Source organism: Ruegeria atlantica, assembly GCF_013032505.1.
Taxonomy (GTDB): domain Bacteria; phylum Pseudomonadota; class Alphaproteobacteria; order Rhodobacterales; family Rhodobacteraceae; genus Ruegeria; species Ruegeria atlantica_F.
On record NZ_WQCG01000001.1, the window covers coordinates 132,366 to 158,206 of the forward strand.

The window sequence follows — 25,841 nt, forward strand, 5'->3', positions numbered from 1 at the left end:
TTAGCGCATGTCCAGTCGATGGCTCAAACACTATATGCCGCGCAGCCTTTATGCCCGAGCAGCACTGATTCTGGTTCTTCCGGTTATCGTGCTGCTTTTGGTGGTCGGGATCGCCTTCTTACAAAAGCATCTTGAGGACGTGACTGCGCAGATGACCGAAACGGCGACGCGCGAAGTGACGTTGGTTCTTGAAACGATGGAAACTGCCGAGACTCAGCAGCAGGCGCTGGCTGCTATACGCCCGGATATGTCAGCACTGGACATGAAAGCCCGCTTTGTCGACGGCGACCAAGACGCCATGATCGACAAACGTCGGTGGTACGATTTCATAGCGCCACAGGTCGAGGCCAATCTACGCGCGGGGCTGCCAGATCTGGTGGCTGTGGCGTTGCCTTCGGGTGATGAAGCACGGCTGTATCTGGAAACCGATCTGGGGACATTACAGCTGACTCTGGACCGTCGTCGCCTTTCGCCCGCAGCACCGCATCAGCTGATTGTAACTATGGTGTTCTTTGCGGTCGTTATGACGTCGATCTCATTCCTTTATATGCGTAACCAGCTCCGGCCCATCACCCGGCTTGCGGATGCCGCGCAGGCATTTGGCCGGGGCAGAGTGGTGCCATATTCGCCGGGAGGGGCGATAGAAGTGCGCGCAGCTGGCAGTGCGTTTTTGGAAATGCGGGCAAGAATCGAGCGTCAGATGGAACAGCGCACGATGATGCTGTCGGGTGTAAGTCACGATCTTAGAACGCCGCTGACCCGTCTTAAGCTGGGTCTGTCCATGTTGCCCGAGGATGAAGCGGCACCGATGCAGCAAGACGTGGATGAAATGCAATTGCTGCTGGATGCGTTCCTTGATTTCTCACGCGGTGCCGCTGAAGGCCCCGCCGAAGCGGTCGAGCCTGCGGCGTTGCTGCGTCAGATCGTCGACGATGCGCGTAGGGCGGGTCATAAGGCCGAGTTGGTCTCGGTCGAGGGTGAAGGCACCGCAATGCTACGCCCCACTGCCATTCGTCGCGCAGTCGAAAACCTGATTGGCAATGCGGTGCGATATGGCAATCGAGCCGAAGTCAGCCTGTCCCTGACGCCAAAAACTATGCGCATCCGGGTCGAAGATGATGGGCCAGGAATTCCGGTGGAACAACGAACCGACGCCGTCAAACCGTTCTCGCGTCTTGATCCCGCTCGCAACCAGAATCAGGGCAGTGGCGTTGGCCTTGGCTTAGCGATCGTATCGGATATCGCTCGCGCACATGGCGGCGTACTGCGGCTTGGCAAAAGCGACCGGCTTGGCGGGCTTTGTGCGGATATCATCATCGGACGGTAAAGTCGGTGGCCTCTGAACTCACGTTTTGTGTCTCAGCCACAATGGCGCGCGCGCATTTTTTGGTCCAAAGCACAGATCACCCCGTACAACTTTTAGAATGGGAGGAAGTCATGACCAATAGTTTCGACGTGAAATCATCGTGGGTATCGGTAATGGATGAAACGAAAAACCCACTAAAGAAATACTCACTATCCACAGCACATATGCTGATGCAGATGTTAGCGTGGATGTGGAGCGCAATTTTCTCGCTGATGGTTGGCAGCTATTTTGTTTTCGGTGTAACCGCGTTGGGCCATTTGCTGCTGATCGGCGGGTTGTTTGTCACCTTGGCAGTGTTCCAAAAGGCTGAAGCGACAGATCCTGAAGCGTAAAGACACCGCCTCATCTTAAATCGAACGGCTTTACCCGGGGTTTTTTTGGTCCATTTCTTGACCCGCTCCGTATCGCCTTCACTTCCCCAATTGCCTCCCGCGTTGTTTGTAACGGTTTCCCTCCGAACAACGCGGGTTTTTTCAGGCGGGGGCGAGTGTCCACCCTGGCGTCGAATGCTGTGTAACTCGCCCATTAGACTTGAGGCGCGTTTCTATCGTAACGTTACAGAACGTCTTTTGCGGCAAAGGGTTAGGTATGGACAACACTGTATTGTATTTCTTGGTTGGTATATTTGTCGTGGGGCTCCTGACGCTTGGATATTACTCAAAAAGCAGTGGTGCATTGATCTCGATTGTCATCGTAGTCGGCGTTTTGGGTGCAATGGTTGGATATTTTGGTGGATATTTCGGAGAACCTCCAAGGTAAGCTTCATTTGGAGGTTTCGCCGGTGCGCTTTGGCTTTGAAGCGTTTTTTCGGTACCGAAAACTGCAAAAAAAACCAGCTTCGCGGTCCGAGTGAGCGGAATGGTCGCGAAGCCGGTTAATTTCCTCCGGCTGGGTGCTGGTCGGAGGCTGGGATGCACATGTATGGGACGTGCAAGATCATCGAAACATGAAGGTGCAAGCATCGCTAGATAACAATGGGATAGTAAAAATCTCATTCGAATAGGTGATGTATCCAAAATTATAGTATCCGTATGCTCCATTTACTTCTGAATGCACTAGATAGGACTTCCGCTTGGGTGGAACTCCGCGCTCCAGGAGCTTTAATAAGGCTTAGAGCTATGGGCTGATCCTGCAGATCGAGAAGAATCCATCCTATGATTGGGCAGGACTGTAAAAACATCATGCTTCGCCGGTCTGGCAAGCATCTGGAACTGATAGCAATGAATAAGTAGACGGTGGTAGGCCCGGCAGGACTTGAACCCGCAACCAAAGCGTTATGAGCGCTCTGCTCTAACCAATTGAGCTACAGGCCCGCCTGAGCGCTTTGAGTACCACGGTGAACAGCCGCGTCAAGCCTGACCGTTGCAACAAGTCGCACAATCGAATAACCCGCGCGGGAACCATACATAAGGGACTGGCCATGACGACGGGCAAGAACGGAATCACCTATGCCGATGCAGGCGTTGATATTGATGCGGGGAATGCTCTTGTCGACCGGATCAAGCCGGCCGCAAAACGCACCAACCGGTCGGGAGTAATGAGCGGGCTGGGCGGCTTTGGCGCTTTGTTCGATCTAAAGGATGCCGGATATCAGGACCCGATTCTGGTTGGGGCCACCGATGGGGTGGGTACCAAACTGCGCATTGCCATTGATACCGGTGTTGTCGACGGTGTGGGCATCGACCTAGTCGCCATGTGCGTTAACGATCTTATCTGTCAGGGTGCTGAGCCTCTGTTTTTCCTGGATTATTTTGCAACCGGCAAGCTGGATACTGAAACGGCCGCACGGATTATCGATGGCATTGCCGAAGGCTGTGTTCAATCCGGATGCGCTCTGATCGGTGGTGAAACCGCGGAAATGCCTGGCATGTACCCGGATGGCGATTTCGATCTGGCCGGGTTCTCGGTCGGCGCGATGGAGCGTGGTGCGCATCTGCCGACTGGTGTTCAGGAAGGCGACGTGCTTTTGGGGCTGGCGTCGAACGGCGTGCATTCCAACGGTTATTCGCTGGTTCGCAAACTGGTCGAGATTTCGGGCCTAGGCTGGGATGCGGCCTCTCCGTTCAGCGAAGGGTCGCTGGGTGAAACGCTGCTGACACCAACGCGTTTGTACGTAAAGCCGGCGTTGCAGGCGATCCGGGCAGGGGGCGTTCATGCACTGGCCCATATCACCGGTGGTGGTCTGACGGAAAATCTGCCGCGTGTGCTTCCCGAGGGGCAGGGCGCCGAGATTGACCTGAACGCCTGGGACCTTCCGCCCGTCTTCCGTTGGATGGCCGAAACCGGTGGAATCGTTGAGGCAGAGATGCTGAAGACGTTCAACTGCGGCATTGGCATGATCGTTGTGTGCGATGCGGATCGTGCGGATGATCTGGCAGCGTTGCTAGCGGATGCGGGCGAGACGGTTGCACGCCTCGGGACCGTAACCGGGACCGCAGGAATGGCCTATTCGGGCACCTTGTTGTGAGCAGCAAGCGCGTCGCAATTCTGATCTCGGGCGGTGGATCGAACATGGTTTCGTTGGTCGACAGCATGACCGGCGATCATCCGGCGCGACCCTGTCTGGTTTTGTCCAACGACGCGAATGCCGGTGGCCTGACAAAGGCGGCAGAACGCGGAATCCCGACTGCGTCGGTGGATCATCGCCCGTTCAAGGGCGACCGCGAAGCGTTCGAGGCCGAGCTACTGAAGCCGCTTCTAGCGGCGCAACCTGATATCGTTTGTTTGGCTGGCTTCATGCGTGTTCTGACAGGCGATTTCGTGTCCCGTTTCCAGGGACGGATGTTGAATATTCATCCCTCACTGCTGCCGAAATACAAAGGTCTCAATACCCATTCACGTGCCATCGAAGCCGGGGACGCCGCACATGGATGTTCAGTTCATGAGGTCACTGCGGCTTTGGACGACGGTCCGATCCTTGGGCAGGCGCGGGTAAGCATTGAAGCAGGCGATACGCCCGAAGATTTGGCAGCCCGGGTGTTGGTGTGGGAACACAAACTCTACCCTGCAGTGTTGCGCCGTTACGCCAGTGGGGACCGGACTCCGGTGTTGCTGCCCTGAACGTCTCAGGATGATTTACACGCGCGTCAAATTCAGCCTATGGTCCGCAATACGGCTGGGTACGGACCGAAACAGATAATCAGCCACACAGAACAAGAGCAAGAACAGCACCGCGCATGAAAACCCTGACAACGACGCAAGAGCTGGCCGATTTCTGCAAGGCCGCGGCGGAATACGACTATGTCACCGTAGACACCGAGTTTCTGCGCGAACGGACTTACTATTCGAAACTCTGTTTGGTGCAGCTTGCAGTTCCATCCGCCAATGAGGACAGCGCCGTTCTGGTCGACCCGTTAGCCGATGGCTTGTCGCTGGACCCGCTTTATGACCTGTTCCGCGATGAAAGCGTGGTCAAAGTGTTCCACGCCGCGCGTCAGGATCTTGAGATTTTTTGGGTTGAGGCATCCGTTTTCCCGCAGCCTTTGTTCGACACTCAAGTCGCCGCAATGGTGTGTGGTTTTGGTGAGCAGGTCGGTTACGAGACGCTGGTACGCAAGATCTGCAAACAGGGTGTCGACAAGACCTCGCGGTTTACCGACTGGTCACGGCGGCCGCTGACGGATGCGCAAAAGACATATGCGTTGGCCGATGTTACACATTTGCGGCAAATCTATGAATATCTGGCAGCCGAGTTGAACAAGTCGCAGCGCAGCCATTGGGTGTCCGAAGAGTTACGCACCCTGACGCAACCCGGAACCTACAATATCCGTCCCGAAGATGCGTGGAAACGAGTTAAGACGCGGACAAATTCAGCCAAGTTTTTGGCTGTGGTACGCGAGCTGGCACAATTTCGCGAAGCTTACGCGCAGGAAAACAATGTTCCGCGCAGCCGGGTATTCAAAGATGACGCCCTGATCGAGCTTGCCTCGACCAAGCCCAAAACGCCTTCGGATCTTGGCGGATCGCGCCTGCTGTTGCGCGAGGCGCGTAAAGGCGCGATCGCGGATGGTATTCTGACGGCCGTGAAGCGGGGTGTAAGTTGCCCGGCTGATCAATTGCCGCAGGTCGACAACAGCCGTGACAAGCTGAAAGTCAATCCGGCGCTGGCCGATCTGCTGCGTGTACTGCTCAAGTCAAAAACCGAAAGTTCGGGCGTAGCGGCAAAACTGATCGCAACCAGTTCCGAACTGGACCAGTTGGCCGCAGGCGAGCGTGAACTGCCTTCGATGTCAGGATGGCGTTTTGAGGTATTTGGCGAGGATGCCCTGAAACTGTGTGACGGCAAGATCGCTCTGGCCGCCAAGGGGCAATCCGTAAAGGTTGTGTCGCTCTAGCGGCGATTAACGCCGCCGGGATTCCAGCGCATTCTGTTCACCACGAACGCGAACCAGGCGAATGTTTCGCAGCTCGTCCCGGCCAACTGTTGTGGCGTCATTCACTTCGCGGGATCTTTCGGTGCCCAGGTTTGTGGCGTAACTCGGGTAGCTGACTTCGAACGTGTATTCCAGAATGCCGTTCTGTTCGTTCTCGGCGCTTTCCACGCGGACAAGACGCGCGTTATAAGCCCCCTGTCTGGCGGCCGTACCTTTGGCATAGACGATTGCCCCGGTAGCTGTCGGATCGATGCGCAGCTCGTCAACCTTGGTTATGGCAAAACCGATCACTTCTTTCTCGGGCCGTGAAAACAGTCCGGGACCGTCGCGGCCCTCTGGCACCAGAGCATCGGCATCGTTTGCGGACACCTCGACAGGGGCGGGTGTACTGGACCCGAACCAATTGGTCGGATTCACCCGCGACTCGCTCCAGCCGCTGCAGGCGGCCAGTGCCAGAGTGCTAACCAATAGAAGAGGTGTTGATTTTTTCATGGTCCCAAAGCCCAGAGAAGTAATTTGAGCAATGGGTTATCGCAAAATCCGAACTTTGAAAACCCACGCCGGGGCTGGACAGGTGCCCAACGGAGGCATAGGTCACAATTGTGATCGCAACAAAAAGGACCACACCGAAATGGCAACGCCCGCCTTTGAGGAAATCGTCGAGGATTTCGAGTTTCTGGATGACTGGGAAGACCGGTATCGCCATGTCATAGATCAGGGCAAAGCGATGGAGCCGCTGGACGATGCGTTCAAAGTGCCCGCCACAAAGGTGCATGGGTGTGCCAGTCAGGTGTGGCTGCAGCCCACGATCGAGGGCGACGTTTTCCGTTTCGACGGCGATAGCGACGCGTTGATCGTGCGCGGGCTGATTGCGGTGCTGCGGTCTTTGTACAACGGATTGCCCGTCGCCGAGGTTCCTAAGGTCGATGCCGGGGGCGAGTTGGCGCGCCTTGGGTTGAACGATCACCTGTCGGCACAACGGTCCAATGGCCTGCGGTCGATGATCGAACGTATCCGTGAGGTCGCGCAGGAAAACGCCTGACGATCAGGTTGTCGGTTTGCGGGTGGCCCATTCAGTCAGAGTCGATTCAAGATCACCATAGCCGGTAAAACGCCGCTCAAACGCCAACCCCATCCGGTCGGCGCATTCTTGTGCGCGTGCCGTTAAATCCGGGTCGTCCGTCTGGGCTTGATACACAAGCTTGGTGTAGTTCCCGAAATACATGTCCCGCAGCTGGGGGTGACGGTCCAGACCCAGTGGTTTCCATACAAAGGCGTCGAACTGACGGGCCAGAAAATCGGTCAGGTAGAAGGCAGTTGTTTCATCGTCCCCGTGATCCTCAAAGGCCTGATTCCCTTCAAAGAAAGAGTAACAGTGCGGGCCCTTGATCATCTCGATGCCCATATCATGGCAGGCTTTCTGCAATAGCCCGCCGGTGCCACAATCGGCATAGACGACAAAGATCTGGTCAAAATCGCTGCGGTGTTTGGCAACGGCTTCTTCGACGGCCTGTGTGATCCGTTCAGGGTGAACGTGCAGTATTGCAGGCAGGCAAGTCAGGGTCATATGATCCCAGCCATTGCGTTTTTTGAGATGCAATATTTCACGCGCCAGCGCGCCACAGGCCAATAGCAGAATGCCGCCCTGTCGAGAGTCTTCGGTATAGCCTTGTGATGTTAGGCTTGCATCATCCGGTATGTTGTTCTGCTGCATAGTTGCGTCCCTGAAGGATTGCAGCATCAAAGAATGAATACCGGATCAAGGCAAGCCCGGTTCCGACATCCCGTGTCAGGCCACCGACGCACGCGTTTCAAAGGATTGAAGCGACGGACGAGCAGGGGGTCCATACGCGGCGATACCGTAGCTTGCCAATTCGGGGAACAGCGACAGGATTTCTTGTCTGGTGACGTCCTCAAAACTGTTCCACGCTTGGATTCCGGGGTGAAAGCTTTCACTCAGGCAGCCTTCGCCCCAGATCAATTCGTGCTGATCGAACATCAGGTGGTAATAAGTCACAAGCCCGCCGGGTCGCATCACGATATCGCGGCCGTTGACCAGGTGCTTGGCAGGGGCCAGCGCCTCGGCGTGGCCCGTATGCAGTTCAACACGCCAGTCGCTGATCAGCATCCTGTGTTGTTGCGAGACAATTAGATCACGCTCGTTACCAAGCGCCCCGGATTTTATCAAAACCGGAGCAAAAGCACCGGACGCGCGAACCGTTCGATTGCCGACCCATCGCAGCGTTTGCAGCCCGTGATCCAGTGTTCGAACTTTGTCGCCAGCGCGCAGGTCTTCGACGGCGATACGACCCTTCGCTGTTTCAATCAGTGTCCCCGTCGTAAAGCAGGGGACAAGATCCCATGTTTCCCGGTCACCGGTAAGGCCGGTAAAGGTATTCCCACTCAAACTGTTAAAAGTGATTGATTGGATCGGACCGGATTCGAGTGTCGCCTGGTCGGTGTTATCCGAGAATTCAGGCATCAGGTACGTATTACCGTTGATGTCCTGAGCTACGACCGCTGTTATGTCGGCGGTCGTCCCATCGATAAAGGTAATCGTCGCGTTGTAGATCGAGGTGCCATCAAAGGTCTGAGCAGGACCGCCATCAACCGAAAACTGCTCTGTCGGCGAGTTGTCCATGTCATAGACACCGCCGAACAAGGTTACCGGACTCCATGTGACAGCATCAGCTAGAAGCGCATCGCCTGGTCCACCGAATGTTAATCCGACTAAAGCAGAAGCGTTCTCGGCTGTGTTGTTGCCTTCTATAGTGTCAATGTCGGCAAGTACGCCAAGAGAAATGGCAGTAAATGTTGTGGGCACTGGAACCTCGGAACTAAATTAACACTTTTTACTAAGTAAACTCTTGAGAAGTTGTAAAGACTGTTTTTTGAACATTGGCGTTTTTGCTGCAAGAAAAAGGCCGCCCCCGGGGGACGGCCTTTCTTGGACAGTAATGCGGCTTATTCAGCCAGCTAGTTGATTGTGCTTGCGCGAAACAAAGTCTTTGGCTGTTTCCACGGCCACCGCGGCGTCACGACAATAGGCGTCTGCGCCGATGGCTTTGCCGAATTCCTCGTTCAGAGGGGCGCCGCCGACCAGAACGATGTATTCTTCCCGCAGCCCTTGTTCGACCAATGTGTCGATGACGACTTTCATGTAGGGCATCGTTGTGGTCAGCAGGGCCGACATGCCCAAAATGTCAGGCTGTTCGGTTTCCAGTGCTTCCAGGTAGTTTTCCACCGGGTTGTTGATGCCGATATCCACGACCTCAAAGCCTGCGCCTTCCATCATCATCGATACCAGGTTCTTGCCGATGTCGTGGATGTCGCCTTTCACGGTGCCAATAACCATCTTGCCAACGCGCGGCGCGCCGGTTTCGGCCAGCAGTGGTTTAAGGATCGTCATACCACCCTTCATGGCGTTAGCGGCCAGGAGAACCTCGGGCACGAACAGGATACCGTCGCGGAAGTCGTGGCCAACGATGGTCATGCCACCCACCAGAGCTTTGGTCAGGATGTCATACGGTGTCCATCCGCGCTCTAGCAGGATGTTCACACCTTCCTCGATCTCTTCTTTCAGGCCGTCATAAAGATCGTCGAACATCTGTTCAACGAGTTCGTCGTCGTTGAGTTCGGACAGGACGATGTCTTCTTCATCGGACATGGGGCATTTCCCTGTGCTGGGCGGGCCATCGGCCCGTGGTGGCATTTTTTCCGTTTTGGCCATTTCGTCGCAGTTAGACTGTGACGATTGCGACCTCGTCGGTTCCGGGACCGACCTATACGTCAAATTGTTTGCCATCACGATGGAATTTTCTGCAAGAACATCCTGCAATTTGTTCACAATCGGGGAAAAAAACGGTGGCCGCATTCGCGAACCGATGGAGCGGTATGATCGGTTTTCCTTGTCGCAAGGCCATTCAGGGTTTATTAACTTCCGTATTGGAACATAACGGGAACAAATATGTCTGCAGCCAACATAAAAGCCCGCGGCGTAGCCAGTAATGAAGCAGGCAGATTCGAACGTTTTGCGACTGAACCCTGTGACGATGGCTGGGAGATGGATGAGGAGCTTCCCACACTTAGAACCGAGGTGAGGGAGGAAATCTCGCGCAGTATAATCACCTATAACCGATCGCCCGATCTGCCGTTCGACCGCTCGATTAACCCCTATCGAGGATGCGAACACGGGTGTGTTTATTGCTTTGCTCGTCCGACGCATGCCTATCTGGGGCTATCGCCGGGGTTGGATTTTGAAACGCGATTGATCGCTCGTCCTAACGCGGCAGAAGTTCTTAGGAAAGAACTGTCCTCGGCGCGGTACAAAGTTGCGACCGTTTCGATGGGGACAAACACCGACCCCTACCAGCCGATCGAAAAAGGACATCGCATCACAAGGGAATGCTTACAGGTCCTACAGCAGTTTCAGCACCCGGTCGCAATTGTGACCAAAGGCACGATGATTGAGCGGGACTTGGATATTCTTGCCCCAATGGCGCAGCTTGGGCTTGTTCGGGTCGGTCTTTCGTTGACCACTTTGGACCCGGGCCTGTCCCGGCGGATGGAACCGCGCGCGCCATCGCCGTTGAGACGGCTGGCGACGATTCGGCGGTTGACCGATGCGGGAGTACCGGTACGCGTCATGACATCTCCGCTGATACCGGGCCTGACGGATCATGAATTGGAATCTTTGCTGGAAGCTGGGCATGACGCGGGCGCTGATTCCGCAAGCTGGATCATGTTGCGCCTTCCACGTGAGGTTTCCGAACTGTGGCAATCCTGGTTGCAGCAGCATGAACCGGCGCGGGCCGAAAAAGTCATGTCCAAGCTCCGAGAGATGCATGGCGGTCGTGACTACGACCCGCGTTGGGGGCACCGCATGCGGGGTGAGGGCGAGTATGCAGGGATAGTTGCCAAGCGGTTTGCATTGGCAGTCAAACGGTTGGGGTTGGCCACAAAAACAGCACCGTTACGGTGTGACCTGTTTTCCAGGCCAGCGCAGGCAGGAGACCAATTGACCCTTTTCTGAAACGAAAAACGCCCCGGACAGAGGTCCAAGGCGTTTCGAATTTATGACCGGTAATCAGCGGTTTTCGATGTCCACGTAATCGCGGTTCGTTTCGCCCAGATACAGTTGGCGCGGGCGACCGATTTTGTTCTGAGGATCTGCGATCATCTCTTTCCACTGGCTGACCCAGCCAACGGTGCGCGACAGAGCAAAGATCGGTGTGAACATTGAGGTTGGGAAGCCCATCGCCTCGAGAATGATGCCCGAGTAGAAGTCTACGTTCGGGAACAGTTTCTTCTCGGCAAAGTACGGATCTTCCAGCGCCTGCTTCTCCAGCGCCTTGGCAACCTGCAGCTTGGGGTTATTCTCGACGCCAAGCAGGTCCAGAACTTCGTCGGCCGATTGCTTCATAACTGTCGCGCGCGGGTCGAAGTTCTTGTAGACACGGTGGCCAAAGCCCATCAGGCGGAACGGATCGTTCTTGTCCTTGGCGCGGTCGATGTACTCCGGAATGCGATCGACGGAACCGATCTCTTCCAGCATTTCCAAACATGCTTGGTTCGCACCGCCATGAGCAGGGCCCCAAAGGCAAGCAACACCAGCCGCGATACACGCGAACGGGTTTGCGCCCGAGGATGACGCCAGACGCACGGTCGAGGTCGAAGCATTCTGTTCGTGGTCCGCGTGCAATGTCAGAATCCGGTCCATCGCGCGGCTGAGGATCGGATTGACCTCATATTCTTCGGCCGGCACGGCAAAGCACATACGCAGGAAGTTCGACGCGTAGTCCAGATCGTTGCGCGGGTAAACGAAAGGCTGGCCGATGTGGTACTTGTATGCCCAGGCTGCGATGGTAGGCATCTTGGCGATCAGACGGTGAGAGGCGACCTCGCGCTGATGCGGGTCCGAAACATCGGTGGAGTCATGATAGAAGGCCGACATTGCGCCAACCACGCCCACCATGATTGCCATCGGGTGCGCATCCCGACGGAAACCGCGATAGAAATACTGCATCTGCTCGTGCAGCATGGTGTGGCGAGTGATGGTGGTTTCGAACTGCTCAAGGTCTTTGGCGACCGGCAGCTCTCCGTACAGAAGCAGATAGCACACTTCGAGGAAGTGCGATTTTCCCGCCAGTTGATCGATCGGATAACCGCGGTGCAACAGTTCGCCTTTTTCACCGTCAATATAGGTGATGGTGCTGTCACAGCTTGCAGTCGATGTAAAACCGGGATCGTAAGTGAACACGCCGGCATCGCTGTACAGCTTTCGGATATCGATGACGTCAGGTCCTGCGGTCGGAGAATAAACTGGCAACTCGTACGTTTCACCATGGACTGTCAGAGTGGCTGATTTATTGCTGTCGGTCATAGTGTCCCTTCCTCATTCTTACGCATGTCGAATCGCTGTCCGACCTTGCGGGCAACGGCTGCGCGCAGGCGCGCAGTCCGGGTGTTAGCGGAGCAGCGTTACCCAAGAATGAAGCTTGGGTTTACGTCGCTGCGTCAGAAAGCCTGGCCAGGGTTTCTTCCTTCCCCAGCACAAGCATCATGTCAAAAACTGAAGGCGTCACTGCCCGACCTGCCAACACGGCCCGCAACGGACCCGCCAGTTTGCCGAACTTAACCTCTTTCGCTTCTGCAAACGAATTTAAGGTTTGCTCCAGTTCGTCTCGCGTCCAGCTAGCATTTTGCACGTGCGGCGTCAATTCATTCAGTATACCATCGGATACTGAGGCAAGTGCTTTTGCAGCCTTTTCATCCGGCTCAATTGGGCGCGACGTCAGCACAAAATGAGCCTTTTCAAGCAGTTCCGGGAACATGCGCGCGCGATCCTTGAGGCAATACATCGCACGTTCAAGATCACCGGATTGTGTTTCCGTCAGGTCAGGCAATTTGGCCGCTGCCAGATAGGCTTCAATCTCTTGCCGCAGCGCAGCATCGTCCGCGATTGCGATATGCTGCCCGCACAGATTTTCCAGCTTTTTCAGGTCGAAACGAGCAGGGCTTTTGCCGATTCCATCAAGGTCGAACCACTCTTTGGCCTGCGCGTCGGTAAAGAATTCATCATCGCCGTGGCTCCAGCCCAAACGCGCCAGATAGTTGCGCATACCTGCGGCGGGATAGCCCATCGCCTGATATTCCTGAGCGCCCAAAGCGCCGTGGCGTTTGGACAGCTTTTTTCCATCCGGCCCATGGATCAACGGAATATGCGCCCAGACAGGGATGTCCCACCCCATCGCCTCATAGATCATCATCTGTCGCGCAGCATTGTTCAGGTGGTCGTCGCCTCGGATCACATGGGTTACACCCATGTCGTGGTCGTCAACTACAACCGCGAGCATGTAGACCGGAGTTCCGTCGGAACGCAGCAGGATCATGTCATCCAGTTGATCATTGCGAATGGTGACGTCGCCCTGAACCTGATCGCGGATCACGGTTGTACCATCCTGAGGCGCTTTGATGCGGATCGCGAATGGGGCGTCTGGATGAGAGGGCTCGTCAGCATCCCGCCAAGGGCTTCGGAACAGGGTCGACTTCCCTTCGGCCCGGGCCTGTTCGCGGAAGGCCGTAATCTCGTCCTGAGTTGAAAAGCACTTGTACGCCTTGCCCTCAGCCAGCAACTGATGTGCTACCTCGGCGTGACGTGCGGCACCGTCGAACTGGCTGATCACATCGCCGTCGTGATCCAGCCCCAGCCACTCCATGCCTTGCAGGATCGCAGCCGTTGCTTCTGGGGTAGAACGCTCGCGGTCGGTGTCTTCGATCCGCAACAGGAACTTGCCACCACGTCCACGTGCATAAAGCCAGTTGAACAGTGCGGTGCGTGCCCCGCCGATATGCAGAAAGCCGGTTGGGGACGGAGCGAAACGAGTGACGACCTGATCGGACATTTTGTGGATTAACCTTTTGGTAACCGTGTCGGGCATAGATTGGCGCCTGTCTAACGAGCCGGAAGGACGGGGGCAACCATGCGTGTTCTGGCACGGGTCGAGACCGCATTACTGAACCAGACAGGGTATTTGTTTCAATGGTCTCCGGTCTGTCTTGCTGTCGGAATAGGTCTGTATTTCAGTCTTCGGTTTGAACCGGGTTGGATGATCTATGCAGGCCTCGTGGTCGTGATCGCCATTTGCCTGGGAATGGCGCGTTGGCTTCCGTCCGGATGGGTTGCGTTGACTACAGGGGGGGCGCTGATCGCTACCGGGTTCATCCTGGCGGGCGTGCGCGCCCATACGGTGGCAGAGCCGGTCCTGTCATGGCGTTACTATGGCCCGGTCGAGGGGCGGGTCGTAGCCATGGATCGCTCTGCGTCGGACGCGTTGCGGGTGACGCTGGATCAGGTGCGTATAGGGGACGTGCCGGGCGACCAGCGGCCGCAGCGCGTCCGGCTTTCCTTGCATGGCGGCGTACGGTCACTGTCGCCCGGCCAAAGGATAATGACCACCGCTCATTTGTCCCCCCCGCAAGGCCCGGTCGAACCGGGTGGGTTCGATTTCCGACGTCACGCGTGGTTTCAACGGTTGGGTGCCGTGGGGTACACCCGGGTCCCGGTTCTTATCGCCGCGGCCCCACGGGTTGATGGTGTCCGCATCACGGCGTGGCGGATGGCGATTTCCCAACATGTTCGCACGATCTTGCCGGGCGAAATTGGCGGGTTCGCCGCCGCGGTCACAACTGGTGACCGCGGCGGCATGGGACAAGAGACCCTGAACTCACTGCGCGCATCCAACCTGGCACACCTGTTGGCGATTTCGGGTCTGCATATGGGTTTGCTGACCGGGTTTGTCTATCTGATGTGCAGGATGGTGTTCTCGACCATCCCTGCACTGGCCCTCAGGATACCTGTGCGCAAACTGGCGGCTGTCTGCGCCATGGTCTCGGCCACGATCTACCTGTTGCTGTCCGGCGGGAATGTCGCCACTGAAAGGGCTTTTGTTATGGCCAGTGTTATGCTGATGGCCATATTGATCGACAGGCGCGCGATTTCCCTCAGGGCAGTCGCGGTCGCCGCGCTTATCGTCCTTACCTTGCGTCCTGAATCTCTGTTAAGCCCGGGATTCCAAATGTCTTTTGCTGCAACAACAGCCCTTGTGGCAGTATTCGGAGCGTTGCGTGATTTTGGACCTATGCCGGGGCCAAAGTGGCTAAAGCCTGTTGTGGGCTTGTTGATGTCCTCAGCCATTGCTGGGTTTGCAACCGCTCCAATCGGTGCGGCGCATTTCAACACAATGTCGCACTATGGCCTGCTGGCCAATATGCTTTCGGTTCCGGTCATGGGCACGATTGTCGTCCCTTCGGCCGTGGTTGCAGCGCTGTTGTCGCCAATCGGGCTTGAGGCGGTGCCGCTGGCAGCGATGGGACTGGGGTTGGAGTGGATACTGATGGTTTCTCAAAAAGTGTCCGGGTTGGACGGGGCGCTAGGTTATGTCGTCAGCCCGCCGTTCTATGTCCTGCCGCTGATTGCGCTTGGCGGCTTGTGGCTTGCGCTGTGGCAAGGGCGGGCAAAATGGGTTGGCATGGCACCAATAGCCGCGGCGTTGATGTTGTGGGGGCAGGGAGACCGCCCCGATATTCTGGTTGCAGATAACGGCGGACTTGTCGGCGTGATGACCGAACAGGGGCGGGCGTTAAGCAAGAAGAAGGGCAGCGGTTTTGTCGCGACCGTATGGCTAGAAAACGACGGCGATGGGACGGATCAGCAGAAGGCGGCCAGTCGATGGCCGAATAACACCAACGGGATACAGCGCTATGACTGGCTAGGAAAAGAGGTGTTGCACATCACTGGCAAACGTGCGGCGCAAGGGATTAGTGACTGCAATGCTAATCAGATCGTAGTTAGTGCCGTGACGCTGCAACTGCCCGGTGGCTGTGAAGTTTTTGATCCGAAGCGATTGCTGTCTACCGGCAGCCTATCCCTGTCGGACGGCAAGATCACAACCACCAAAGAGGCGATGGGCGACAGGCTTTGGTCCCCGAACACTTCCGGGGACCGGAAATTTGAAAAGGCTCAGTAACTGCGGATCAGTCCAACCAGTCGACCCTGTACCTTGACCTTGTCTTCCGGCAGAACGCGGGTTTCATAGGCTGGGTTTGCAGCTTCAAGTGCGATGGCCTGGCCGCGACGGAAGAAGCGTTTCAGCGTGGCTTCCTGATCTTCAACCAGTGCAACTACAATATCGCCGTTGTCAGCTACCGAGGTTTCCCGGATCACTACAACGTCACCATCGTTGATCCCCGCATCAATCATCGAGTCGCCGCGCACTTCCAGTGCGTAATGTTCACCCTTGCCGGATACCATCGAACCGGGCACGGCTACGCGATGCGAGACATGGCTGATCGCCTCAATCGGGACGCCAGCAGCGATGCGGCCCATTACCGGCAGCTCCATCGCATCCACGGTCACAGGCTCAAAGTTTGCAGGCCGGGGGCCAGAGGGTTTGTCACCCTCGATCACACGCGGTTTGAAGGCAGCTGTGGGCTCGCCACCCAGGCTTTCCGGCAGTTTGACGATCTCGATGGCCCGGGCACGGTGCGCCAGACGCCGGATGAAACCGCGTTCTTCTAATGCCGTGATCAATCTGTGGATGCCAGATTTGGACCTCAGGTCCAGTGCGGCCTTCATCTCATCGAAACTGGGCGGAACACCGTCCGCCTGAACGCGTTTGTGGATGAATTCCAACAAATCCAACTGCTTCTTGGTCAGCATTGCTCACACCTCGTCGCTCATGCGTTTTCTTTTGTTCTACGCATGTTCACGTTTTGTGTCAACGGATTTGAGTAGCACTTAGATCGGGAGGTAGCGAACCTCATCTCCTGCAGGCCGGGCAGGGTCGTGCGGTGCGCGCACCAACAGGGCATTCGCCTGTGCCAGAACGCTGAGCAGTGAACTGTCCTGATCTGCACAGGCCCGGATGCCGGTCTCGTCCAGTATTGCCCGCATGTAGTGCTCACGCGGGCCGTTTTCGTTTATTGGCTCAGCAAGACGTGCGGTTCGTAATGGTGGCAGAACTTGTTCCGCTCCCAACATCCGACGGACCATCGGCAACAGGAATAGATACCCGCAAACCATTGCACTGACGGGATTTCCGGGCAATCCGACCATCGCTGTTTGGCCCAGACGACCCGCCATCAGAGGTTTGCCAGGGCGCATTCGAATCTTGTAGAAGGACCGCTCCATCCCAAGCCCTGCGGAGACATCCGAGACAAGATCGTAATCCCCGACCGAAGCCCCCCCGATTGTGACAACAAGATCAGCGCCTTTGGCTAGGCCAAAAGCGGTCTCAAGCGACGAGACAGTGTCGCGTGCGATAGGAAGGATCCGAACGTGTGCACCAGCTTCTTCCAACAGCGCCTTCAGGCCAAACGTATTGGATGCGATGATTTGATCCGGGCCAGGCGTTTCGCCCGGCATGACAAGCTCATCGCCGGTTGAGATCAGAGCCACGACAGGTTTTCGCGTCACAGGCACTGTCGCGAAGTTCATTGCCGCCAGCAATGCGACATCCTCTGCTCGCAACTGACGCGGCGCCGATACCTTTGTTCCTGCTCGGAAATCGATGCCCGCAGGCCGGATATTTGTTTTGGGGCCGGGCAGGTCCGTGATTGTAATCAGGTCGCCGCGACTTTCTGTATCTTCTTGAATAACAACGAAATCCGCGCCTTCCGGAACCGGGGCGCCGGTGAAGATGCGCACCGCCTGTCCAGCGCCGACGGAACCGACGTAGCGATTGCCAGCGGCCGACTCTCCGATGACTTTGAACATGGCGTGCAACTCGACCTCTGTCGATTTTAATGCGTACCCGTCCATCGAGGATGCCTCAAACGGCGGCTGGTCGCGGGTTGCCTCGACATCTTGTGCAAGAACGCGCCCTGCCGCGTCGGACAAAATGACTGTCTCGGCTGGCAGGGGCGATACCAGATCAAACAGCAGCGCGCGAGCTTCTTCGACAGTGATCATTTCGCCTCGTAACGCCCTGATTTACCACCATCTTTCAGTAAAACGCGGATGCCGCCGATTTCCATGGCCTTATCCACGGCTTTGGTCATGTCATAAACCGTCAAAGCGGCGGTAGATACGGCTGTCAGCGCTTCCATCTCGACCCCAGTCTGGCCAGAGGTTTTGACTGTGGCTTCCACCAACACTCCGGGCAAGTCCGGATCCAGCGTCAGTTCCACCGCAACCTTTGTGACCGGAAGCGGATGACATAAGGGGATCAAATCCGGTGTTTTCTTGGCGCCCATGATACCTGCAAGACGCGCCACACCCAGAACATCCCCTTTTTTGGCGCGGCCTTCGGAAATCAGGTCAAAAGTGTCCTGCGCCATTTTGATGTGTCCAGCCGCCACGGCGACCCGGTCAGTGACCTCTTTTTCCGAGACATCGACCATATGGGCTTGTCCCTGCGCATCAAAATGGGTCAGCGGCATCACATGACTCCGGGGATCAAGGGGCTTGCCAGAAGGTGCCGGGTGGCTGCTGCCACGTCGTCCTGGCGCATCAGGCTTTCACCGATCAAGAAACTGCGTGCGCCGAATCGCGCGATGTCGGCCAGATCTTCAGGCGTGCTCAGACCGCTTTCGCAGACGATCGTGCGACCTGCAGGCACCAGCTTGGATAGGTGCCGGGTGGTATCAAGAGATGTCTCGAAAGTCTTGAGATTGCGGTTGTTTATTCCTATTAGTGAGCTTTTTAGAAGAGCGGCACGTTCAAGTTCTTCCTGATCGTGAACTTCGATCAGCACATCCATGCCCCAATCGAATGCCGTCTGTTCAAGCTCGGCTGCTTGTGTGTCATCCACGGATGCCATGATGATTAGAATGCAGTCCGCACCCAAAGCACGCGCTTCGACGACCTGATAGGGGTCGTACATGAAATCCTTGCGCAATGCTGGAAGGGAGGTAGCAGCCCTTGCTTCAGTCAAATATTCCTTTGCACCCTGAAAACTGGGCGTGTCTGTCAGCACCGAGAGACATGCAGCTCCACCTTCTTCGTAGGCTTTAGCCAGCGCGGGAGGGTCGAAATCCGGGCGGATCAAACCTTTGGATGGGCTGGCTTTCTTGATCTCGGCTATCAGGCCGTACCCCCGACGCGCCGCTGCGCGAAGCGCGTCTGCAAAGCCGCGGACCTCGGGCGCGCTGCGCGCCTCATTTTCCAGCGTTTCCAACGACTTCTGAGTCTTGTCTGCCGCAACTTCCTCAAGTTTATAGGCTTTGATCTTATCCAGAACCGTCTCGGTCATGCGGCCTCCTGCGTAATTCGGGCCAGGGCCGCGATTTTGTCTTTGGCTTGTCCGCTGTCGATGCTTTCCCGCGCCTTGGCGGCTCCGTCTTTCAGGTCATCGGCAGCGCCCGCAACCACAAGGGCTGCGGAAGAGTTTAATAGCACCGCATCGCGGTAGGCCGAGGGCGCTCCGTCCAGCAAGGCGCGGAACGCTACGGCGTTTTCTTCGGGCGTTCCTCCAATGATGTCTTCGAAGGGATGAACTGGCAAACCTGCGTCCTCGGGATGCAGTTCAACCTCTTTCACGACGCCATCTTCCAGCGCGGCGACCCAACTTACACCGGTGATTGTTAGTTCGTCAGTTCCATCTGATCCGTGCACAAGCCAGGCGTGTTCGGCCCCCAAAAGACCCAGGGTTTCCGCCATCGGGCGGATCAAATCACGACTGAACGCGCCGGTCAGTTGACGTCGAACACCAGCGGGATTGGTCAATGGGCCCAGGATATTGAATATCGTACGCGTCCCCAGCTCTTGCCGGCTGGGCATGACATGGGCAATTGCCGGATGATGCATAGGGGCCATCATAAAGCCAATGCCGACCTCTTGCAGTGCTTTTTCAACGGTTTGTGGGCCAACCATAACGTTGATTCCCAATTGTCCCAGCGCATCTGCAGCGCCAGATTTGGAGCTCAGGTTTCGATTGCCGTGCTTGGCGACAGTAACGCCCGCACCAGCAACCACAAACGCCGTAGCGGTCGAAATGTTTAGTGTACCTTTGCCGTCGCCACCGGTGCCGACAATATCCATCGCGCCTTCCGGAGCTTTGACAGCATTGCATTTCGCGCGCATCACGGCGGCCGCGGCCGCATATTCGTCTACTGTTTCGCCGCGTGTACGCATTGCCATCAGCAACCCGCCGATTTGGCTGGGTGTGGCTTCGCCGTCAAACAGAATACCAAAGGCCTGTTCAGCCTCGGCACGCGTCAGGGGCCGATCGGCTGCGGCTCCGATCAGTGGTTTCAGAGCGTCGCTCATGCAGGAACTTTCATCTCGGACAGGAAATTCTTGAGCAGGGCATGGCCATGCTCGGAAGCGATTGATTCAGGGTGGAACTGGACGCCGTGGATTGGCAGTTCCTTGTGCTGCAGCCCCATGATTGTGCCGTCTTCCAGCTCTGCCGTGATCTCAAGCGTGTCGGGCAGGGTGTCACGATCCACAATCAGCGAGTGATAACGGGTTGCCTCAAACGGGGTGGGCAGGCCCGCGAAAACACCTTTCCCAGTGTGATGCATCATTCCCATCTTGCCATGAACGATTTCGTGGCAGCGGACAACGTTGCCTCCAAACACCTGTCCAATCGTCTGATGGCCAAGACAGACGCCCAACAGCGGCGTCTTCGTTTCAGCTGCCGCTTCAGTCAACGCCAGGCAAATCCCTGCCTGATCCGGGTCACATGGACCGGGGCTGAGAAGTATTCCCGCCGGGTTCATCGCCATGGCTTCTTGCACATCCAAGGCGTCATTCCGCCGAATGACCATTTCGGCGCCAAGTTCGCCTAAATAATGTACCAGGTTGTAAGTAAACGAGTCGTAGTTGTCGATCAGCAGCAGCATTTGGGCACTTGTCTCGGCTTGGGCATTTCGGACTGGCGATACAGCCCCTGGCCACGGTATAATGTCGGGACATACATGCTCAGGCTTGCGGGGCAGCGTCAAGAGGACATCCTGTTCATGGCGCAATCGCAGGCCAAAGGCGCGGTAAACGGCGTTAAGGCTATCGAAGCAGGATGAAGGCGAGAGGCAGTTAAGATGGGCGGATTTTTAGGCGGAATGATCGCAGGGGCGGTCGTTGTTGGTCTGCTTGGTGTGGTACTATCCCTGAACACCCCTTTGACCCGGAAACCGGTTGTAAACGCCGAGGCGCCCGAGCCCGCTCCGGCTGTTGTCCCGGAAGTTAGCGGAAACGAGACCGAAACAGTCGCAGATGCCGATCTTGTGACGGCCTCGCCGATTGCGTCCGACATATCCGGGGACCAAACCGACAATCTTGCCGGGTTGGAAGAAGTGGAAACTGTGCCGGACACCGAACCGACGATCAGTGAGGACGTCACGCAGGTCGAGGGTGTCGAAATACCTGACACGACTGAGATAGCCATTTCGAACGAGGCTCCGGTTGTGCCGCAGGCACCCTCGCAATTGCAGCCGCTGCCCAGCACCGAAGGCGAGCCGATCCTTTCAGAAACCGCTCCCGAGCCACCGGCGGTTATCGAAGAAGATACCGTAGCAGAAGCTGAGCCGCAGCCCGCACCTGAAATTCTGGAGGTACTGCCCGAACCGGAAGTCGAACAAGCCCAACCCGAGGTTGCCGAGGTTGAGCCTGAAGTCGCTGAACCCTTGCCAGAGGTCACCGAAACGGAAGTTGAACCTGAACCCGCACCTGAACCTTTGCCCGAAATTGCAGCCGTGGAGCCGGAACCCGAGCCGAATCCTGAACCCGTTGCAATAGAAACGCAGGAGCCCGAGGTCGATCCGCTTGAAAACAACCCGATCGCTGTAGAAGGCGAGGAAGATCCGCAACTTCGTAAGCTGCCCCGGATTGCAGCAGTCCCGCAGATCGGCGGCGAAGAAACGGAACCCGCGGGTCTGACCGTTGGTAAGCGAGTTGTACCCTTGACCGAACGAGATGATGTGCCGGTCGACGAGGGCGACCAAGTGGCGGCACTTCTGCCCGGTAAACCAATTGACGCCTACGCCGCCAAGTTTGAAAACCCCGAATCCAAACCGCTAATGTCGATAATTCTGATCGATGATGAAGGCGCTTTTGGGGCCGAGGCGTTGAAGGATTTCCCATACCCACTGAGTTTTGCCGTCAGCCCGTCGGACCCCGAAGCGGCTGAAAAAATGGCCCGCCACCGCGATGCCGGTTTCGAGGTTCTGGCACTCGCCGATCTGCCCGAAGCAGCCAGCGCGCAGGATGCCGAGGTTTCGATGGCCGTGTGGCTGGATACCTTGCCAGAGACAGTCGGTATTCTGGAAGGCGTGGGAACCGGCATTCAGGGAAACCGCAAACTGGCCGATCAAGTGGCCGCCATTGCCGGTGATTCTGGGCGCGGTCTTATCACTCAGGATAATGGACTGAATACGGTGCAAAAGCTGGCTGCCCGCAACGGTATCCCGTCGGGTGTTATATTTCGGGACATCGACGGTGCACGCCAGGATCCCGCGATCATGCGACGGTTTTTGGATCAGGCTGCGTTTCGGGCTGGCCAGCAGGGAACCGTCGTCATGTTGGGACGTCTGCGCCCCGACACGATCTCGGCCCTGTTGCTTTGGGGACTGGAAGATCGCGGTGGTCGTGTCGCCATGGCCCCGATTTCAGCGGTCATGACGCAAGAAGCTCAATAAATCCGTAACGAAAAGCGGCTGACCGGGTAGGTCAGCCCAAATACATCAGGAGTTGCCGGAGCCGGTAAACCGAGCCGCGTCTGCAGCCGCACGCCGGATGGCATTCGATTTGTGGACGGTTTCCATGAACTCGGCCTCAGGGTCGCTGTCATACACAACGCCACCACCGGCCTGAATATAAAGCTTTTGGTCTTTGACGATGGCCGTACGCAAGGCGATACACATATCCATGTCGCCGCCAGCACTGAAGTAACCCACGCCGCCGCCATAAACACCGCGCTTTTCAGGCTCCAGCTCGTCGATGATCTCCATCGCGCGAACCTTTGGCGCGCCTGAAACGGTGCCCGCAGGCATTCCGGCAAAGAAGGCATCCAGCGCGTCTTTGTCCTCGGCCAGTTCGCCAACTACGTTGGATACAATGTGCATCACGTGGCTATAGCGTTCGATTATGAACTCTTCGGTCGGTCGTACAGTGCCGATCTTTGCCACGCGCCCGGTGTCGTTGCGGCCCAGATCCAGCAGCATCAGATGTTCTGCCAACTCTTTCTTGTCGGCCAGCAGGTCCACCTCGTTGGCCTTGTCCTCTTCGGGGGTCGCGCCGCGTGGCCGAGTGCCGGCGATGGGGCGGATTGTGACCTCATCTCCGAAAACGCGGACCAGAATCTCGGGGCTGGCGCCCACGACCTGAAAGCCGCCGAAGTTGAAATAGAACATGAAGGGCGACGGGTTCGTGCGCCGAAGCGAACGGTAGAGCGCGAAGGGAGGTTGCGGAAAGTCCTGAGTCCAGCGCTGTGCCGGAACAACCTGAAAGATGTCGCCGGCGCGGATGTATTCCTTGGCCTTTTCGACCGCTTCCATATAGCCGGATTTGGTGAAGTTCGACATGGGCGGCGCCACTTCAGACGCATCGCCAAGATCGCGTGTTTCGGCGGGCATGGCTCGTTCCAGATCGCGCACTGCGTCCATGACACGTTCTGCGGCCTGCGCGTACGCAGCTTTGGCCGATTGTCCTTCGCTGACCCACGCAGGCGATACGACAGTCACCTCGCCCTTGACGCCGTCCAACACCGCGATGACGGATGGACGAAGCATGATGGCATCGGGCAAGCCAAGGGGATCAGGGTTCACGTCAGGCAGGTATTCCACCAGCCGCACCATGTCATATCCAAGATACCCGAACAGCCCAGCCGCCGCTTGGGGCAAGTCGTCCGGCAGGTCTATTTTGCTTTCCGCCAGCAGGGCCCGCAGGTTATCCATCGGGTTGCCAGGCTGAGACGAGAACGCCTCGGGGTCGAACCGGGCCGAGCGGTTCAGCTCCGACGCCTCGCCATGGCAGCGCCAGATCAGGTCTGGTTTCATCCCGATGATCGAATACCGGCCACGAACTTCGCCACCAGTGACCGATTCCAGCATGAACGCGTCTTTCTGCGCGCCCGTTAGCTTGAGCATCAAGGATACCGGAGTGTCCAGATCGGCGGCCAAACGGGTATAGACAACCTGATTTTCGCCTGCCTCATAGGCGCGGGCGAAGCTGTCGAAGTCGGGGGTCAGCGCCATATTCAGTCTCTTTTAATAGCTCGCCTGAACCGCGTTCAGGGCCTGCTGATCTACGACGGGGCGGGCACGGACCTGCGCATCCCGAACAAATGCATCAAAGATGTTCTGGGCCAAAGCCTGATCCATCTGGGCGGCAAGCGCTTGTTGTACCTGACGCAGCTCATCTGTTTCGTCAGGCGGCAACAACTCGTCCAGACGCACAATAAATGCGGTGCCAGCACCGGGAATGACGCGCAGGTCGCCTTGTTCCATTTCAAAGACCTGAGTCATGAAGTCTGCAGGCACATCTTCCAAAAAGGCCGTGCGGGTCAGGGCGTTTTCGACGCGGAACGGCAATCCGGTGGCCGTAAAGTCACCATCGGCCTGCACCTGTTCCAGAACCGCATTTGCCTGTTCTTCCAATGCCGTGTTGGTTTCGGCTTGTGTCCAGGCGGCAACGACCCGATCGCGTGCGGTCTCTAGCGGTTCGGGCCGGGGTTCGAGAACCTCGTTCAGACGCAGAGCAAAGATCGAGCCGTCCTCAAGGAACGCGACCTCGGGGAAGTCTCCTTCCTGTACGGCTTCGGCCGCGCTGCGGAACCCGTCATAGGCGGCCACGCCTTCTCCGGTTTGCGCAGTCCAGTCGATCTGGCCCAGTTCCATCTCGGTTTCGGATACCAGTTCTTCCAATGTTGCACCGCCGGCCAGCAGGTCGTTGATATCTTCGGCCTGCGCCTCGATCTGGCGGCGGGCGCGATCGGCTGCCAATTCCTCGCGCAGGGCAGGGGCGGCATCTTCAAACGACGTACTGTTTTCGGCAAGCGAGCCATTGATGCGGAACAGCGCCGGTCCGAAGGTGGAAGGCAGTGGGCCGACAACGCCGTCCAAATCGGCCGCAAATACATCCTCGGCTGCCTCGCCCAGATCTTCACGGGTTACGTCGCCAAGGTCGATATCGCTAAGCTCCAGCTGGCGATCCCGAACCAGTTGCTCGAAGGTCTTACCGCCGACCTCAAGCTGGGCCATCGCGTTTTGGGCCTCTTCTTCATTCGGGAAAGTCAGACGCTCGACCAAGCGACGCTCGGGCTGTTGGAATTCCGCTGCGCGCTGTTCATACAGGCGTTGCACTGCGTCCTCGTCGATTTCTACGTCGTCCAGAAGCATTTCAGGCGACAGTATCGCATAAGTCAGCTTTTTGGTTCGCGGCAATGTGAACAGCTCGGTATTCTCATCGTAAAACGTTTGCACCTGCTCATCGGTCGGAGCGGGGATAGGCGCGGGCAGGGCATCCGGTGCCAGGGTCGCAACAGTAAAGCTGCGGCGAGCGCCAACGTAATCGGTCAAGACCTGCGTCAGGGTCTCAGGCATCTTCACACCGCTGACCACGGCGTTCTGCACGATGGTACGGGATGTTTCCTTGCGCAGATCCGATTCGAACTCGGTATCCGACATGCCGACCTGTTCCAGCTGGAATTGATACGCGTCACGGTCGAATGTGCCGTTGACGCCCTGAAAGGCCGGGATCGCAACGATTTCTTCCTGCAGGTTTTCATCACCGATTGAGATGCCCAGCAAACCGACTTCGTTATCCAGCGCCGCCAAAGCCGTCAGGCGCGACAATGCCAGACGGTCCAGACCGAATTCCATCGCTTGCGACATCTGCAAAGGTTGACCAGTCTGCTGTTCCACTGCGCGAATTTCGCGCTGCAGCTCACGGACATAGTCATCGACCGAGATATCCTCGTTTCCGACCTGTGCGACTGAGCGCACTGTTCCGGTCAGGCTGGTTGCGCCAAACCCGGCAAGGCCGAGCATTAAAAGGCCCATGAGAATCCAGACAAAGGTCTTTGATAGGTTTTTCATGCCTGCGGCCATAGTGCCCTCTTTGTGCGTTTGTCGGCAGGTGACTGCCTTGTCGGTTGCGGCCC

The 25,841-nt window shown here is 57.0% G+C and carries 23 protein-coding genes and 1 tRNA gene; 9 read left to right on the top strand and 15 right to left on the bottom strand.

Annotated features, from left to right (window positions below; genetic code table 11):
• Positions 1–7 precede the first annotated feature (7 nt).
• Both GOW92_RS00660 and GOW92_RS00665 read left to right on the top strand, forming a co-directional pair.
• A complete protein-coding gene (locus GOW92_RS00660) occupies positions 8–1,327 on the top strand; it encodes an ATP-binding protein (protein ID WP_170557100.1) in 1,320 nt (439 codons plus the stop codon).
• A gap of 110 nt (positions 1,328–1,437) precedes the next feature.
• Positions 1,438–1,698, top strand: a complete 261-nt coding sequence (locus tag GOW92_RS00665) for a hypothetical protein (RefSeq protein ID WP_058271760.1) — start codon at positions 1,438–1,440, stop codon at positions 1,696–1,698.
• A gap of 904 nt (positions 1,699–2,602) precedes the next feature.
• Here the strand turns inward: GOW92_RS00665 and GOW92_RS00670 are convergent.
• Positions 2,603–2,679, bottom strand: a tRNA-Ile gene (locus GOW92_RS00670).
• A 107-nt stretch (positions 2,680–2,786) separates the two neighbouring features.
• Between GOW92_RS00670 and purM the strand changes: the two genes are divergently transcribed.
• The 3 genes from purM to rnd all read left to right on the top strand — a co-directional run bounded on the left by purM (position 2,787) and on the right by rnd (position 5,700).
• Complete coding sequence (purM, locus tag GOW92_RS00675) at positions 2,787–3,833, top strand: phosphoribosylformylglycinamidine cyclo-ligase (protein WP_170557102.1); 1,047 nt, start codon at positions 2,787–2,789, stop codon at positions 3,831–3,833.
• Entirely contained in the window at positions 3,830–4,426 is a 597-nt protein-coding gene (gene purN / locus GOW92_RS00680; RefSeq protein ID WP_170557104.1) for a phosphoribosylglycinamide formyltransferase, read from the top strand. The genes purM and purN overlap by 4 nt, the downstream gene beginning before the upstream one ends.
• Positions 4,427–4,542: 116 nt before the next feature.
• Positions 4,543–5,700: a ribonuclease D gene (gene rnd / locus GOW92_RS00685; RefSeq protein WP_170557105.1), complete on the top strand. Its 1,158-nt coding sequence runs from the start codon at positions 4,543–4,545 to the stop codon at positions 5,698–5,700.
• A gap of 6 nt (positions 5,701–5,706) precedes the next feature.
• On the opposite strand, the gene GOW92_RS00690 is transcribed toward rnd, so the two are convergent.
• Positions 5,707–6,231 (bottom strand): hypothetical protein, encoded by a 525-nt coding sequence (locus GOW92_RS00690; RefSeq protein ID WP_170557107.1) that lies wholly within the window; start codon positions 6,229–6,231, stop codon positions 5,707–5,709.
• Between the two features lie 139 nt (positions 6,232–6,370).
• On the opposite strand from GOW92_RS00690, the gene GOW92_RS00695 reads away from it, so the two are divergent.
• Positions 6,371–6,781: a SufE family protein gene (locus tag GOW92_RS00695; protein ID WP_170557109.1), complete on the top strand. Its 411-nt coding sequence runs from the start codon at positions 6,371–6,373 to the stop codon at positions 6,779–6,781.
• 3 nt (positions 6,782–6,784) lie between these two features.
• On the opposite strand, the gene GOW92_RS00700 is transcribed toward GOW92_RS00695, so the two are convergent.
• The 3 genes from GOW92_RS00700 to GOW92_RS00710 form a co-directional block, all read right to left on the bottom strand.
• Positions 6,785–7,453, bottom strand: coding sequence for a DUF1638 domain-containing protein (locus tag GOW92_RS00700; RefSeq protein WP_170557111.1), 669 nt, complete (start codon positions 7,451–7,453; stop codon positions 6,785–6,787).
• Positions 7,454–7,528: 75 nt separating this feature from the next.
• Complete coding sequence (locus tag GOW92_RS00705; protein ID WP_170557113.1) at positions 7,529–8,563, bottom strand: Hint domain-containing protein; 1,035 nt, start codon at positions 8,561–8,563, stop codon at positions 7,529–7,531.
• Positions 8,564–8,707: 144 nt separating this feature from the next.
• A complete protein-coding gene (locus GOW92_RS00710; protein ID WP_170557115.1) occupies positions 8,708–9,406 on the bottom strand; it encodes a corrinoid protein in 699 nt (232 codons plus the stop codon).
• A gap of 300 nt (positions 9,407–9,706) precedes the next feature.
• On the opposite strand from GOW92_RS00710, the gene GOW92_RS00715 reads away from it, so the two are divergent.
• A complete protein-coding gene (locus GOW92_RS00715; protein WP_170557117.1) occupies positions 9,707–10,771 on the top strand; it encodes a PA0069 family radical SAM protein in 1,065 nt (354 codons plus the stop codon).
• 54 nt (positions 10,772–10,825) lie between these two features.
• On the opposite strand, the gene gltA is transcribed toward GOW92_RS00715, so the two are convergent.
• Positions 10,826–12,121: a citrate synthase gene (gene gltA / locus GOW92_RS00720; RefSeq protein WP_170557118.1), complete on the bottom strand. Its 1,296-nt coding sequence runs from the start codon at positions 12,119–12,121 to the stop codon at positions 10,826–10,828.
• Between the two features lie 121 nt (positions 12,122–12,242).
• Positions 12,243–13,643, bottom strand: a complete 1,401-nt coding sequence (gltX, locus tag GOW92_RS00725) for a glutamate--tRNA ligase (RefSeq protein WP_170559275.1) — start codon at positions 13,641–13,643, stop codon at positions 12,243–12,245.
• Positions 13,644–13,721: 78 nt separating this feature from the next.
• Between gltX and GOW92_RS00730 the strand changes: the two genes are divergently transcribed.
• On the top strand, positions 13,722–15,767 hold the full coding sequence (locus tag GOW92_RS00730; RefSeq protein WP_170557120.1) for a ComEC/Rec2 family competence protein: 2,046 nt from the start codon (positions 13,722–13,724) through the stop codon (positions 15,765–15,767).
• Here the strand turns inward: GOW92_RS00730 and lexA are convergent.
• From lexA to GOW92_RS00760, 6 genes are all read right to left on the bottom strand, one after another.
• Positions 15,761–16,459 (bottom strand): transcriptional repressor LexA, encoded by a 699-nt coding sequence (gene lexA / locus GOW92_RS00735; protein ID WP_170557122.1) that lies wholly within the window; start codon positions 16,457–16,459, stop codon positions 15,761–15,763. The two genes, GOW92_RS00730 and lexA, sit on opposite strands and share 7 nt — an antisense overlap.
• A 78-nt stretch (positions 16,460–16,537) precedes the next feature.
• Positions 16,538–17,710, bottom strand: coding sequence for a molybdopterin molybdotransferase MoeA (locus GOW92_RS00740; RefSeq protein WP_170557124.1), 1,173 nt, complete (start codon positions 17,708–17,710; stop codon positions 16,538–16,540).
• On the bottom strand, positions 17,707–18,180 hold the full coding sequence (gene moaC, locus GOW92_RS00745; protein ID WP_170557126.1) for a cyclic pyranopterin monophosphate synthase MoaC: 474 nt from the start codon (positions 18,178–18,180) through the stop codon (positions 17,707–17,709). Before moaC ends, GOW92_RS00740 begins: the two co-directional genes overlap by 4 nt.
• The gene (trpC, locus tag GOW92_RS00750; protein WP_170557128.1) at positions 18,180–18,992 is read right to left on the bottom strand and encodes an indole-3-glycerol phosphate synthase TrpC; all 813 of its coding nucleotides are present in this window, start codon (positions 18,990–18,992) and stop codon (positions 18,180–18,182) included. Before trpC ends, moaC begins: the two co-directional genes overlap by 1 nt.
• Positions 18,989–20,008 (bottom strand): anthranilate phosphoribosyltransferase, encoded by a 1,020-nt coding sequence (gene trpD, locus GOW92_RS00755; protein ID WP_170557130.1) that lies wholly within the window; start codon positions 20,006–20,008, stop codon positions 18,989–18,991. The genes trpC and trpD overlap by 4 nt, the downstream gene beginning before the upstream one ends.
• Positions 20,005–20,586, bottom strand: a complete 582-nt coding sequence (locus GOW92_RS00760; RefSeq protein WP_170557132.1) for an anthranilate synthase component II — start codon at positions 20,584–20,586, stop codon at positions 20,005–20,007. The genes trpD and GOW92_RS00760 overlap by 4 nt, the downstream gene beginning before the upstream one ends.
• 195 nt (positions 20,587–20,781) lie before the next feature.
• On the opposite strand from GOW92_RS00760, the gene GOW92_RS00765 reads away from it, so the two are divergent.
• A complete protein-coding gene (locus GOW92_RS00765) occupies positions 20,782–22,377 on the top strand; it encodes a divergent polysaccharide deacetylase family protein (RefSeq protein WP_170557134.1) in 1,596 nt (531 codons plus the stop codon).
• Positions 22,378–22,422: 45 nt separating this feature from the next.
• Here the strand turns inward: GOW92_RS00765 and trpE are convergent, their stop codons facing one another.
• Together trpE and GOW92_RS00775 are read right to left on the bottom strand one after the other, a co-directional pair.
• On the bottom strand, positions 22,423–23,934 hold the full coding sequence (trpE, locus tag GOW92_RS00770) for an anthranilate synthase component I (RefSeq protein WP_170557136.1): 1,512 nt from the start codon (positions 23,932–23,934) through the stop codon (positions 22,423–22,425).
• Between the two features lie 12 nt (positions 23,935–23,946).
• Complete coding sequence (locus GOW92_RS00775) at positions 23,947–25,788, bottom strand: peptidyl-prolyl cis-trans isomerase (protein WP_170557138.1); 1,842 nt, start codon at positions 25,786–25,788, stop codon at positions 23,947–23,949.
• Positions 25,789–25,841 lie beyond the last annotated feature (53 nt).